Annotated in this window: 7 protein-coding genes; 1 reads left to right on the top strand and 6 read right to left on the bottom strand. The window is 67.2% G+C overall.

Features of this window, described 5'->3' with window-relative positions; translation table 11 throughout:
- Positions 1-171 precede the first annotated feature (171 nt).
- A complete protein-coding gene (locus DB31_RS31060; protein WP_075306308.1) occupies positions 172-2,148 on the top strand; it encodes a DVUA0089 family protein in 1,977 nt (658 codons plus the stop codon).
- 57 nt (positions 2,149-2,205) lie between these two features.
- Here DB31_RS31060 and DB31_RS31065 read toward each other — a convergent pair whose 3' ends face one another.
- The 6 genes from DB31_RS31065 to DB31_RS31090 form a co-directional block, all read right to left on the bottom strand.
- Entirely contained in the window at positions 2,206-3,507 is a 1,302-nt protein-coding gene (locus DB31_RS31065) for a DUF5011 domain-containing protein (protein ID WP_044194229.1), read from the bottom strand.
- Between the two features lie 168 nt (positions 3,508-3,675).
- Positions 3,676-5,184, bottom strand: coding sequence for a cytochrome c/ABC transporter substrate-binding protein (locus DB31_RS31070; RefSeq protein WP_044194713.1), 1,509 nt, complete (start codon positions 5,182-5,184; stop codon positions 3,676-3,678).
- 72 nt (positions 5,185-5,256) lie between these two features.
- On the bottom strand, positions 5,257-5,886 hold the full coding sequence (locus DB31_RS31075; RefSeq protein ID WP_052420388.1) for an SCO family protein: 630 nt from the start codon (positions 5,884-5,886) through the stop codon (positions 5,257-5,259).
- Positions 5,883-6,485: an SCO family protein gene (locus tag DB31_RS49765; RefSeq protein WP_169787121.1), complete on the bottom strand. Its 603-nt coding sequence runs from the start codon at positions 6,483-6,485 to the stop codon at positions 5,883-5,885. The genes DB31_RS31075 and DB31_RS49765 overlap by 4 nt, the downstream gene beginning before the upstream one ends.
- Positions 6,482-8,362 carry a YncE family protein gene (locus DB31_RS49195; RefSeq protein ID WP_052420390.1) on the bottom strand — a complete coding sequence of 627 codons (1,881 nt, stop codon included), beginning with the start codon at positions 8,360-8,362 and terminating at the stop codon, positions 6,482-6,484. Before DB31_RS49195 ends, DB31_RS49765 begins: the two co-directional genes overlap by 4 nt.
- Before the next feature lie 225 nt (positions 8,363-8,587).
- Positions 8,588-13,312: a cupredoxin domain-containing protein gene (locus DB31_RS31090; protein ID WP_044194232.1), complete on the bottom strand. Its 4,725-nt coding sequence runs from the start codon at positions 13,310-13,312 to the stop codon at positions 8,588-8,590.
- Positions 13,313-13,593 lie beyond the last annotated feature (281 nt).

Raw genomic sequence — 13,593 nt, forward strand, 5'->3', positions numbered from 1 at the left:
GGACTGCCTCAGACCCAAGGGCAGTTTCGCTGATCATGAGATGCTGAGATCCGGCCCGTCTGGTCGCTCCCACAAATGGACGGGAGTGCGCAGAGGCTCACCCACAGGGGCAATGGGCGGACGCCGCCGCATGGTGGACTGTGGCCCCCTCCATTTCAGGGGGAACACCACATGAGAAGCATTCCTGGGACTCTGGCGAGGGCGTTCACCGTAGCCATCTTCGTCATCCTCGCGGGCTGCGGTCCGACCGACGGGAACACCCATGACACCAATGACTGTGCTTCGGGGCAGCATCTGTGTTCCGGCGCCTGCGTGGACGTGCAGAGCGACGAGGCCCACTGCGGCACCTGTGGGAATGCGTGTGCCGCCGGACAGAGCTGTGAGGCAGGCCAATGCCGGACTCCGCAGCCCCAATGCTCCACGGGGCAGACTGTGTGCAGCGGGGGGTGCGTGGATCTCCAGAACGACTCCAACCACTGCGGGGCGTGCGGGCAGGTGTGTCCGTCGGGCCGGTGCTCCGCGGGCCAGTGCCAGTCCGTGAGCGCATGCGGCGACGGATCCATCGGGGACACTGAGACCTGTGACGACAACAACACCACGTCCGGGGATGGCTGCAGCGCGAGCTGCGCGAGCGAGACGGGCTGGAGCTGCCAGGGCGCTCCCAGCCACTGCCAGCGGCTGGAGGCCGAGCCCAACGACACCCGCGAGACGGCCACGGCGGTCCCGGGCCTGCGGTCGGTGGTCCTCCGGGGTGACATCTCCTCGAACAGCGACGTGGATGTGTACCGCCTCATGGTCACGGCCATCACCGACCTGCGGCTCGACACCTTTGATGGCTCCTACACCGGCAGTGGCGCGGGCACCTGCAAGGACGTGGACACCCTCCTGGAGCTGTTCAGGGAGGATGGGACGGAGTTGGCCACGGACGACGACAGCGGAACGGCTCTCTGCTCCTCTCTCTCCCCGCAGAACAACTCCGAGGTGATGCGCCTGCCCGCGGGCACCTACTACATCCGCGTCAGCTCCGTCAGCACGGCCACCATCCCAGCCTACACGCTGCGGGTCCAGCTCCAGGCGCTCTGCGGTGACGGCACGCGCGAGGGGACCGAGCAGTGCGATGACGGGAACACCACGGCGGGCGACCGATGCTCCGCCACCTGCCGCGTCGAGATGGCTTCCGAGGTGGAGAGCAACGACACGGTGGAGACGGCCCAGAGCCTGTCCTCGCTGCCGAGCCTCATCGGCAGCTCCATCTCGCCGGGCACCGACGAGGACGTGTTCCGCTTCACCCTGGACGCCCGCTCCGACTTGGAGATCGAGACCTTCGATGGAAGCTACACGGGAGAGAACGCCAAAAGCTGCGACGACATCGACACGTACCTGGAGCTGCTGTCGGCGGACGGCACGGTCCTGGATAGCAATGACGACAGCGGATCCGGCAGTTGCTCGTTGCTGGATCCGGAGAGATCCTCGCTCCTGAAAGGGATGGCACCGGGCACCTACTTCGTTCGCGTCAGCTCCTACGGCTCCGTGGTGCTGCCCGCCTACTCGGTCTCGTTCCAGATCCTCGCGCAGTGTGGCGATGGCGTCGTGACGGGCTCCGAGGAGTGCGACGGTGGCGCGGGCTGCTCCGCGACGTGTGAGCGCATCCCCTCCTGCGGCGATGGGTATCTCGACTACCCCGAGGCCTGCGATGACAACAACACGGCGGATGGGGACGGCTGCTCCAGCACCTGCCAGCTTCCCGGGCTGCAGGAGGAGGTGGAGCCGAACGGAACCCTCGCTGAGGCGGATGCCCGCGCGAGTTCCTCTCCGTCCGTGCTCCTCACCCGCTCCTCGACGGGGATCGCCGGCGGCTTCCAGGACCCACAGGACCTGGATGTGTACACGCTGCAGCTCGAGGCCGCAGCGACCGTCCGGCTCGAGACCGTCCAGGGTGGCCTCAACATGTGCGACTTTGGGCTCGACACCCTGCTGCGGCTCTCGGACGCGCAGGGGACAGAGCTCAGCGCGGATGATGACGGAGGAAACGGCTTCTGCTCGCTGCTCGAGGTGTCACTGCAGGCGGGGACCTACTACGTGACCGTGGCGCACCTGGGACCGGCGGAGCCCGTGTCCTATGGCCTGAAGGTGTCGTTCCAGGAGTGACGCTGCGAGGGCGTGCCCGGCGCCAGCGCTCCGGCACCGGGCACGAGCCTCCTGCCGCTACCAGGGGCAGTTGACGACGTCCACCGTGCGCGTCAGCGATGGCGCGTGGTTGCCGGCGCTGTCCGTCAGCGTATAGGTGACGGTGTACCGGCCCGCCACCCAGCCATTCGGGTAGCCGTACACCCTTACCTCGGGCGTGAGGTTGCCGTAGCAGGCGTCCCACGCCTCCCAGCCCGGCTCCACGTAGGCGGCACCGCACTGGTGCGTCATCTGCGCGGCGCCGTTGAGGCGGAACGCGGGAGGTGTGGTGTCCTCCACCTTCACCGAGCGGATGGCGCTCACGGTCCAGCCATTCGCGTCCCTGGCGACGTACTGCACCGGGTAGGTGCCCTCGGCGCAGGTGTTCGGTCCCACGCCGTAGGCGTCATGCCCGGAGTTGAACGTGTGCACCGTCAACGGGCCGCACGCCGAGTCCCAGGCCTGCGCGCCCGGGTCCCCCCAGACGTCCTGGCCACACTCGAGCGTCATGTTCAGGCTGCCGAGGACCTCCAGCGTGGGCTGGCCATTCGAGCTCGGCGTGCACGTCAGCGTGGAGACCTCGCCTTCGCCGGTGAGGTTCGGTCCCGGCGCGCAGCTCTGGCCTCCGGCACACACCCGCAGTGGGTTGCTGCACGTCCCCAAGGCCGTACAGACGTCCGCCGTGCAAAGGTCACCGTCGTCGCAGTCTTCGCTCCCCTCGCAGGCGGGGCCCACCATCTCCCCATTGATGCGGAGCACCGCGCCCACGGCACTGCTCATGGAGCAGCAGTCGTCCACTTGAGTGATGACCAGCCGGTTGCGCTCTCCCGGCTTGAAGTAGGCCGCCAGGTTGCCCGTCACGAGCGAATCCCCGATGAAGATGTAGCCCTCCGTCGCAACGATGCCGTTGGGGTGATCGGAGTTGAAGACCGTCACTCGGATGCCATCGTCCACCCAGGTGAAGGAGAGTTTGACCTCGTTCAGCACCGTCCCCGGCAAGACGTTCACGTACGTCTGGAAGTAGGTGAAGTCGCCGTAGACCCTGCACGCGCTCGGCACCTGGCAGAGGCGCGAGGACAGGTACATGCCGATGGTATCCGGGTCCGGCGAGGCGCCCCACCCCGCGGCCGCCTCGTCTGGGATGGAGGCCACGCCATACTCACAGGTGTCTCCATTCCTCGGGGGGGTGCAGCCCAGGCGCACCAAGCCCTGTGGATTGGCGGTGGTCACCTCCGGCCCATCATGCATCTGCCATGGCGTACGGGTGTGCGCTCCGGCGGGCAGTCCTCCCAGCCAAACGAGGGCTGCGGCCATGGCTCCCAGGACACTGCGATGATTCATGTGAAATCCCCCCACGGTTTTGAAGCAGTCAGCAGCTGCTCGCGGGCAGGCAGTGCCCAAGAGCGGCCGGACAGTCGCTACCGCTTCCACATGCATCAAGGCGTGCTGGGGTGCCGCTATTGGTCAGTGATTCGCCAGCAAGCAGGGCGTCTCCCAAAGGCCCCTGCTTTAGGGAGTCAGCTCCCTCCACGAGGCGAGAGGCAGGAGGCGGTTCGCCGCCGGGTCCATCTGGACGAGCGAGGCTCCCAGGAGGCCTACGCGCCGGCTGGGGCCGAAGCTCACGGGAGGCGTCAGGGGTGTCTCGAAGTCCCTCATGGACTCCAAGGCAGCCACCAGCCCGGCTTGGGTGACACCACTCCCCGCACGCTTCAGTCCTTCCACCAAGAGCTTGACGGACACGTATCCGCTCACCTGTGCGACCCAATGTCGTTCGGAAAGCGAGTGCCTCTGGAGAAAAGAGCGAAACTCGGGGCTTCGGGAGTGCAACGCGGCCTCCAGGGGCACGGGGCTAACGAAGCGCACACGCCGTGCCACCTCGGGCGCCATGGAAAGTCCATCCGGTCTCCCCAGCATGAGCGGGGCATAGATGGCCGTCTGTTGAGCCGAGTTCCCTAGGCCCGCCACCAGCAGCTGGAGCTCGGAGAGCGTCCCTCCGAACAGAATTGCCGAGGGAGGATCGCGGCGAAGCGCGGCCACTACCGACTCCAGAGAGCGCGCGTCCGCGAGGTACAGGTGCTCTCGCAGCGTCACACCCTCGCGCCGCGACGTCTCCGTGCGTACCCCTGCCAACCACTGGCGGCCGGCGGCATCCTCCGGAGCCACCACGGCCCAGTGCAAGGCCTTGGGGTCGGCCTCCATGCCGTGCTGCATGGCCACTCGCGCTTGCACGCTCAGCCCTGAATACAGCGCGAAGATGGCCTCCCCGGACGGCACATCCGTCGCCGGCAAGGCCATCAGAATGGGAGGGCTCTCCTCCTCTGCATGGCCGTCCCTGGGTTGAACCCCGTTCAGCAGCGCCACGACTCCCGTTTCCAGGAGCCGGGCCTGGGCCGCGCCAGCTCCCGACTCGTCCTCAATGATCAGCTCCAACCTGCGGCGGTACACCCCTCCCTCCGCATTCACCTCCGCGATGGCAGCCTGCAGTACATCCCGGACGTCCTGGCCCATGGGGGCCCGCGGGCCCGAGAGCGGCAACAGAGCTCCCACACGCAAAGCCTGGTCGGACACTCCCGGCGCTTTCTCCTCGCCCAGCACGCTCAGGTACGATGCGAGCGCGGACATGTCCTGCTCGGACAGCACGAAGTGGGGCATGGCAATGCTCAACCGCCGCCCGGCAGGGTCCACGCCGTGTTGAATGGCCCGGGCCAGAGAGGCAACGTCGTACGCAGGGCGCCCGGCAGTCCGCCCGGGCGTGCCCTCCGGACGCACGCGAGAGAGGCTGCGCGCGGTGATGTCCGGGGCTGCCACCCCGCCTTCCTGCGATCCCCTCCCTGTAGAGTGGTGGCAGTTGGCGCACGCCGCAGCCTGCCCGGACAACTCCACGCCCTCCTCCCCTAGGAGCGCGCGCAGCGGTTCACCGGAGGCAGTCACGCCTCGATGGAAGAGAGCCCTGCCCCGGTGCACCTCCTCGGGCGAAGAGCGCGGCGCGGCGGCCGGCCGCACGACAGCGGCGGCCATCGCAACGGCAAGGCTGGCTCCCAGGAGTACCCACCCGCGTGCCCAGCTCACGGCGACCTCCTTTCATCCCCCCTACAAGGGCGAGGCCCCGAGGGGCGGGCTCGACTGCACTGGGGTGGGAGAGGGGCTCTTGGACTCGTCCGCCACCACCCGCACAGCCTCGGCGATGCTCTCCGCCGACTCCATGGCGATGGACTTCGTCCAGGTCCCCGTGACCGCGTTGCCCAGCAGCAGCACCAGCGAGTGCTCCTCCGGCTTCTCCGTGTACCCGCCCAGCTTCTTGAGCAGCGTGCTCATGTTCTCGCGGCTACCGGTGAGGAACAGCCACCCCGGCTGCACCTTGAATCGGGTGGCAAAGCGCCGCAGCTGCTCCGGGGTGTCCCGCGCGGAATCGACGGTCAGCGTGAGCATCACCACGTCCTTGCCGACGCGCGCCCCCAGCAGTCGTTGCACCTTGGCCAGGTTGGAGGTGATGGGCGAGCACGCGGTTCGGCAGGAGGCGAACGCGAAGTTGATGAGCACCGTCTTGCCCTGCATCAGGTCCGAATAGAACCGGTGCACCTTGCCTTCCTGGTCCACCACCTCGAGGTCCGTGAAGTAGCGGCGAGCCGCCTCGGAGTCCATCCGCTCCATTCCCTCCGCGCCACTGCTTCCCGCCGCCAGCACGAGTCCAAGCACCACTGCACGCAGCCAGTCTTTCATCTTTGCACCTCCGCAGTTTTCTCCAGGGGCTGTCCCACCTCGCTCAGCGCCTCCCGCAGGCGGCTGGGCGTGGGCATGCCGTTGAGCCGGATCCACTTCCCCGTGGCTGGGTTCCCCACCAGCGTGACGGGGGTGTGGGACGTCTTGTCGGGCACCCAGCCTCCCAGGGCCTGCAGGACGCGCTTGACGCGCTCGGGCTCTCCCGTCAGGAAGCTCCACCCTGGGCGGGGCCCGGGCTCGAACTTCTCCGCGAAGCGCTTCAAGCGCTCGGGCGTGTCCCTGACAGGATCGAGCGACACGGAGAGGAAGAGCACGTCCTTTCCCTCCGGCTCGCCCAGCTCGCGCCGCAGCCGCGCGAAGACGGCGCTCATGGGAGAACAGATGGTGGAGCAGGTGGTGAAGAGGAAGTTCACCACCACCGCCCGGCGGCCCGAGAGTTCCGAGGCCAGCCGCACGGGATGGCCGTCCTGGTCCACCAGGGTCTCATCGGGGATGTGGATGCCCCGGGTCTCTTCCGAGCGCACCGGCTCCGAAGCCTCCGGGGTGGGAGGCGCTGTCCCAACCCAGAGCGATGCGGCAGCGACCAGCACGAGTATCACGGCGGCGTCTCCTGGACATGAAGGGATGCGGGCGGAGGTCCCTCGGCGGGCCCTACCCGGAGCGTCAACGGGGGCAGCTTGCCCAGGGGGCTGGCCGGCGTACGGGTCCCCACGAGCATCTGGTATTGGCCTGGCGAAGGTGGGGTGAAGCTCACCTCCAGCCCACCGTCCTCGACTGCTTGCGGCTCGACGACTCGCTGCCACGCCCCGGGAGGCTTGAAGAGCAGCACGGACACCTCTTGTGGGCGCAACGGCCGCTTCGTCGAGGCATTCACCAGGCGGAAGTGCAATCGCGTGGTCTGCGCCGCGTGCAGCCGTTTGTCCGCGTCGAACAGCGCGGTGAACTCCACCTTCGGCACGCGCGCCTGCGCAGTGGCGCCCGGCGCCACCCGATATTCGAAGCAGACGGCCCTGCGCGGGCTGTCGAGCAGCAGAGGCACCTCGTACACGCCCTCCTGGCTCGGCTTCACCGCCGAGGCATACACCCCGGGCTTCACCTCGGAGAGGGAGCGGTCCACCACCATGACGGCGCGAGGCCGCCGGCCGTAATTGAGGTGGCTCCCCGAAGGGGCCATCATTCCCTCCTGGAAGAAGAAGAGAGCGCGATCCTCGGGAGAGGCGATGAGCACGCCCTGGCCATCGGGCGTAGGCACAACGGGCGCGGCGCCCTCCGCTTCGTCCCCCTTCCCCGGAAGTGTCTGGGCAAAGGGGATCCTCAGCGTCACGGGCTCCCCCGGCTTGGCCAGGCTCTCGCGTTGGATGAGCAGCAGCCGCTTGTCGCCCGCGTCCCGCACGTAGGCGAACTGGGGAGTGAAGGTGACGAAGTCGGGGGACACGAGTCCTTCGAAGACGTGGCGCGGCTGTCCCGTGGCCGTGTCCACCACGGAGACCTTCCCCGTGTCGCGGTGGAGGGCGAACAGCCAGCGCCCGCTCGGGTCCAACGCCACGCGCTCCACGCCCTCGCCAAGGCTGATCCGCTGGGCCACCTTGCGCCCGGCGCTGTCCACCACCACCACCTCGCCACGGGAGGGAATGGCGGCGTATACCGCGCGAGCCGAGTCACTCACCGCCAGGGAAGTCACTCCCTGGCCTACCTCCAAGCGCTCCACCACCTCGAGCCGATCCACGTCCACGCCGGAGAGGACCTCCCCTCCCCTCCCGCTCACCCAGAGCATTCGCCCCTCCTCTGCGAAGACCAGCTCCTGAGGCCCGGGCCCCACGGGAAGGGTCCGCAGCACCTCCTGGCTCTTCGCATCCAGGAGGCTGACGGAGCCCTCCCCGTCATTGCCCACGGCGAGCAGTCCGCCGTCGGGGGAGAGGGCCAGGCGCGTGGGGCCCTTCCCCACCGGGACAGTGCCTCGCAAGCGGAAGCGGACGGTGTCCACCACCGCGACGCGGTTCGCTCCGGGCAGGGAGAGGAAGAGACTCTCCTTGCTGGGGTGGAGCACCCAGTCCGCCGGGGCACCGGTCAGGGAGATGAGGCTGAAAAGCTTCGTCCGGCTGAAGGCCAACTGGGGATTGATGACCGACAGCGTATTGTCTTCGTTCAGCGTCACCGCCATGTAGCCGTTCATGTCCACGTCGGCTTTCCTGGACAGAAGCCCGCCCAGGAATTCGCTCACGAGCGTCTTGCAACCCTTTTCATCTGGGGCCTGCTCACCGGCACGTGGCGTCATCCACGCCAGAGGGCGCTGACCGGCCAGCGGCTCCCCCGTGCGCGGGTCCGTCAAGGTGAAGGAAGCCCAGGCATCCGCCCCCGCTTTCACCTCGCCCCCCGAAGCCAGGGGCCGCAGGGAGAATGCGATTCGCACGTCCTCCCGCTCGAGCACCTGGGAGGGCGACTCGGGCGCGGGGGTCGCGGCGACTGAGCCCTCCACGACGGCTGCGCGAGACGAAGGAAGTGGTCTCCCCTGTGTAACCAGGAGCCAGATCAGGAGGCCCAGGCCAACGTAGAGCCCCCCTGCGACTGCCCATTTCAATTTGATCATTGGAAGCCGGGCCCCCTCGGTCCCGGCGTGATGGGCTGCGCATTCTCTTCAGCCGCACCGAAAGGGCCATGCGGCCACAGTCCGGTGCGGCGTCGAGAGGTGCACCTTTGGGTCTCACTCCACCCGGAAGATGCCCCACATGCCGTCGGGGAAGAGGGCGCTGGGCTGGTCCTGGTAGAGGTAGTCGCCTTCCACCCGGAACTTCCCGCCCGCTCCATTCTGCGGCACCACGTTCCAATGCCGCATGGGCGCGTGCCCTCCCTGCGTGCCGACGATGTTCGAATCCTCCTTGTCACCAATCCGGGTCGAGCCATCCACCCAGGGCTCGTGCTGCCACTCGTGGCCGTGGAGCGTGAAGGCGTGACTGCGCGGATGCCCGGAGGCCTGCAACACCCGGAAGCGCACCTGATCGCCCGAGTTGGCGGTGAAGATGGGAGTCGCCGGATCCCCAAAGTCCTTCGAGCTCAGCAGGTCCGCCTGTTGCAAGTCATTCGCCTCGTCCAAGGCATTCTCAGGCCGCAAGCCGAGCCGGGCCCACAGAGGCTCGGTGCGGAGGTTGAATGCCTTATGGCCCGAGTCCTCCGCATCATCCGCGGCGTCATAGGGCAGCAGGGCGGTGCCACACTGGAGTCCGGCATCTTCACACTGGAAGCGCGGGTCGTCCGAGTGCAGGCCCAGCTCGTCCTGGTAGAGCAGCACGAACTCCCGGAACTTGCGCTGCTTGCCGTCCTTGTCCCGGTAGGAGACGGTGGCTTGGGCGTGCGTCCCTGAGTCCGTCTTCCAAGTGGCCCCTCGGGGCTCGATGATGAGCGCTCCCAGCGCGCTCTGCGTTCCGTGGTTCACCACGTCCGCCATGTCCCGAAGGTTGATGGCTCCGTACTCCACGGGTATCGGCTCGAATCGGCTGTGGGTGTTCTCGGGCGCGGGGGTCATGCCCTCCAGCGAGGCCAGCAGCACGGGAGAGGTGATGAACGCGTCGTCCTCCAGCTTCCAGCGCCCCGCGTACCACCGGAAAACGCCCACGTTGCCTGGAGCCACCGTCTGCACCGGGTTGAGTCCCACGTTGGCCGAGTCACCCTCGCGCACGTTGAAGTCCACCAGTTGTGGGTGCAGCGAGGCGTGGTTGGACGACGCCACTTGATTGACGTTGAAGCCGTCCGTGATGACCGGCAGGAAGTTCCAGTGCGGCGTCTTGGGCATCACTTCGGGCAGGGCGTTGATGAGCTTGACCTCGATGCAATCCCCTGCGGCGGCCCTCAGGATGAGCGGCTCCGGGCGGCGCTTGCCACGGATGACGTCGTCCACATGCTCGGCGAGCACATAGAGGATCGCGTCCGGATCGAAGATGCGGAAGCGCTCGTTGTACACCAGCCTGCCTCCGGGCAGGTTGTCCCGCGCGGTCAGCGCGTACACGGTGTAGCGGCGCAAAGGCGCGTTGTCGGGACACGTGGGGTGCCCGACATTCTTCCGGCTGTGAATGGGGTTTCCCGGCAGCTCCTGCAGGTCGGGCTGAGTGTCTCGGTAGGTCCGGATGAGGCCCCACACCCCGTTCCACAAGTCGTCCGCAGGGGCGCTGTTATAGAGGTAGTCGGCGGTGGGGCCTCCCTGCACGGGCGGCAGGCGGTTCTCGAACTCGAAGTGCTCCGAGATGCCGAACGCCTGGGCGTTGGAGAAGCCGCTGTTCGTGTCCGACGGCTCGTGCAGCCACCTCACCCCATTGATGGAGAGCGAGTGCATCTCCTCGTGTGCCCCCTCGATCAGTCGGATGAGAATCCTGTCGCCTCCGTAGGCGCGCAGCAGCGGGGTGAATGGGTCGCCGTGGATCTCCGAGCGGAACACGTTGGCCATGTCCCCGGCAGGGCCCGCCTTCTGCACGAACACCCCGTCCACCTCCTGGGCAATGCGCAAAGGGATGGGCTCATTGCGGTAGGAAACCAACATGGTGCCAGGGTCTTCTTCGGCGATGGCCAGCGGGGGCGGATTCTCCGGGTTGGCGATGGCCCGAGGCAGTGGCTGGAGCTCGTTGCCCTGGATGTTCACCGGCTCTCCCCGGGCATCGAAGACGAGGGCGAAGTCCGCGACAGCAAGTGAGAACTCCCGGAAGCTGTTCTCCCGGTTGGGGGTGAGGATGTCCGCGTTCCCTTGGGTGGGGCCGCCATCATCGCGCGTACCCAACTGCGCCCCCGTCTCCGGATCTCGCCACCGGCTCCCCTTCGGCTCAACAGCCAGCGAGGCGTACAAGCCATGTTGCTGGTGGGAAGAAGGCGAGAAGTGGTCGTGGGTGAAGACTGTCCGGACGGTGCGGTCGTTTCCGTCATCGTCGACGATGGGGTCTGCCCACCAGCGCTGCACCGTCGTCTGTGTGCCCAGGGGCGCAAAGGGAAGCAGGGGGTGCGGCCGCGCGGTCAGCTTCTGGCGTGGGCCCCCAGGCTGGGTCGTCCCATCGGCCTTGAAGGCTCCTCCCCGCGCGTTCGCCGCCGCGATGCGCATCTGCACTTCCTGGGCGGCAAAGGTGCCGTCCTCGTAGTTCCAGCCGTTGGCCGCCCCATCGGAGCTGGTGACGTCGAACTTCACCAGGTGGATGTGCTGGCCCACCGTGTCGGTGGGCGTGAAGATCTGGAACGCGTCCTCTTCGAGGACGTCCGGGATGAGGTTGGTGCCATGGGACACCACGCACTCGCCCGAGTTGGCGCGTATGACGAGCGGCTCAGGGGGACGCTCGCCGCTCAAGGTGGCCTGCACATCGTTGTTCAGGACGAGGATGCGCGCCTGGGGGTCGTGCCAGCCCGCGCGGTTCACCACCATGTCCAACTGAACGAAGGCCACACGGTAGTCGCGCTCCTTGGTGCCCTTGGGGCAGGGGTCCGCGTACGGGGCTCCCGGCTTCGGCGGCTGGCCATTGACGAAGAAGGAGGCCTTCTTGCCCTCCGGCGTGAATGCCGGGTACGCCGCTGCGGGGAAGCCGTAGAGCGTCCTCTTGTTCTCTCCCCCTTCGAAGTCCCCGGCATGGAAGTCCATGGCCGCCCGCTCCGCTGGCGTCCCCTGGTCGGGCAACAGCTTGAGGTCCACCTCCTCCAGGCGCACGTCAAACTCACCGCTTTCGCCCAGGACGACGCCGCCCTGGGGGACGTTCACTACCAGGTGCCGAGGCAGCCCACCGTTGACCTCCAGGTCCAGCGGAGGTTGGGCGGCGCGCCGACCCGCTACCCCCGCGATGTAGAAAGGGTACCCCGGAAAAGCGGGCCTCTTGACGTTGTCGCCGTTGGCCAGCGCCACCTGCGTGGGCTTGTACGTGGGCATGGGCGGCATGGGCCGCCCCGGCAGGGGAACCAACGCTGGAGTGGGAACGCCTTGTGCCAGCTCCCCGTCAGGCAGGTTTCTGTCCGGCGTGCCCGCCTCGAAGACGTCGTGGTTGCGCCACAGCGACCACATGCCCTGGGCGAAGTGGGGATAGAAGTGGCAGTGGAAGATGGCATCTCCCACCGTGAGGTTGCGGTTACCTCCTCCCCCAAAGTTGATGTCGTAGATGAAGGTGCTTCCGGGGCTGATGGTCTGCGAGTCCAGGTAGGTGGACTCGTCGTCCCGCGGTGAGTGCAGCCACTGGTGCGCGTGCAGGTGGAAGATATGCGCCTCCTTGGGACCCGCATGCATGTTGCGGATGCGCACCGGATCTCCCAGGTAGGCGTGGTGCACGTTGGACGGGTCCTCCGGGAACAGGGCCCTCTCCGCCTTGCCGTCCCCGTCTCGCTCCAGGTTCAGCGCCGGGTCTCCGTTAGGCCAGGAGGAGAGGAAGAACTCCTCGAACTTGCACTCGAAGCACTTCGCGCTGGGGCCAACACGCGCACGGTTCGCCAACAGACGCGGACCCAATGCATCCGCTCCATAGTTGATGGCAAAGCCGTCCCGGATCGACCTCAACGTCGGGTCCTCCTCGAGCTCAGGGAAGGCCTGCACCACCTTGATTTCATCGTGGAAGACGGCGGTGAACTCGCGAAAGACGCCCACGTTCTGCGAGGTGGGCGTCCCCAGCTCCGTGTCCTTGTAACCCGCGACGATGGCGTAGAGGTCTCCATGGACGATTTCGTTGTCGTCACCCAGGATCTCCAGGATGGGAACGCCCTGCCCATCTCTGGCCGAGTAGTTGATGCGCGGAGTGCCGTCGCTGTTGCGCCCCTTGGTGGCGGCCTGGAGTTCTTCAGCCGTCACCTGCGAGCGGAACCAGCGGGAGCCTTTGGGCTCCACATGGACCGCTCCGAAGAAGCCCGCAGCGAGGGCCGCATTGTCCCCCTCTCCGCCCAGCAGGTGCGCCATGCTTCGGAACAGAAATGTGCCCTCTCGCTCAGCGAAGAGCCGGTACTCGCGCGTCTGGCCGGGCTCCGCCAAGCTCTCGCCGTTGAGCCCCACGCGGGCGGCATCCGCGTCGATGTTGAGGTACTGCAGCCCCTGCACGTGCAGTCCGGCCGTGCGCGTCGCCGGTGCGTCGTTTCGGGGGTCATCCGAGGGCTCATCCAAAGGTTCCTCCGGAGGCTCCGGAATCTGGCCGCGGTCGGGCGCCAGCCAGTTGGTGAAGGTCACCTTCAGGCAATCTCCCTTGTTCACCCGGAGCACCAAGGGACGAGGCCGCTTGCCGTCGCGCAGCCTGGCATTGCCCGGGCTGGGGACGTTCCCCTCGATGGCCACTACGTCTCGGCGCAGGGCATAGACCATCCCGATGGGGTTGAAGGCTCCGAAGCGGTTGTAGGTGAAGACTTGATCCAGAGCCACCACGTCCGCCTTCACCGTGCGCTGGCAGGTGGAGCTGGGACTGTCGCTCGACGTCGAACTGTCGCTCGGCGTCAACGACGATGCCGCCTCTGATGATGCCTCCTCTGAAAGCTCGGGTGGCGGCACACTCTCGGAAAACGGAGTGTCCGCGCCACATGCCAGCAGCACGCAGGCCGCAAGCGCAATCACTGCCTTGGACTTCACGCCTCTTCGTATTGGGACCCGCATGCTGATCTCCCCCCTGAGCAAGAGGGGCAGGGGTAGTTCAGCAGCGGGAGAGAGGGGATTGTCCGCCGGTCAGAGGCCGAGTCTCTTCCGTGACGCCTACTCTGAACAGCCGCGCCGGAGGAGCCATC

The sequence above is a fragment of the Hyalangium minutum genome (genome assembly GCF_000737315.1).
In the GTDB taxonomy this organism is placed as follows: Bacteria; Myxococcota; Myxococcia; order Myxococcales; family Myxococcaceae; genus Hyalangium; species Hyalangium minutum.

Excerpts from the sequence above, each read along its gene's own strand:
- DB31_RS31070 (WP_044194713.1), bottom strand. The coding sequence starts at position 5,184 with ATGGCCGCCGCTGTCGTGCGGCCGGCCGCCGCGCCGCGCTCTTCGCCC.
- DB31_RS31065 (WP_044194229.1), bottom strand. The coding sequence starts at position 3,507 with ATGAATCATCGCAGTGTCCTGGGAGCCATGGCCGCAGCCCTCGTTTGG.
- DB31_RS31060 (WP_075306308.1), top strand. The coding sequence starts at position 172 with ATGAGAAGCATTCCTGGGACTCTGGCGAGGGCGTTCACCGTAGCCATC.
- DB31_RS31075 (WP_052420388.1), bottom strand. The coding sequence starts at position 5,886 with ATGAAAGACTGGCTGCGTGCAGTGGTGCTTGGACTCGTGCTGGCGGCG.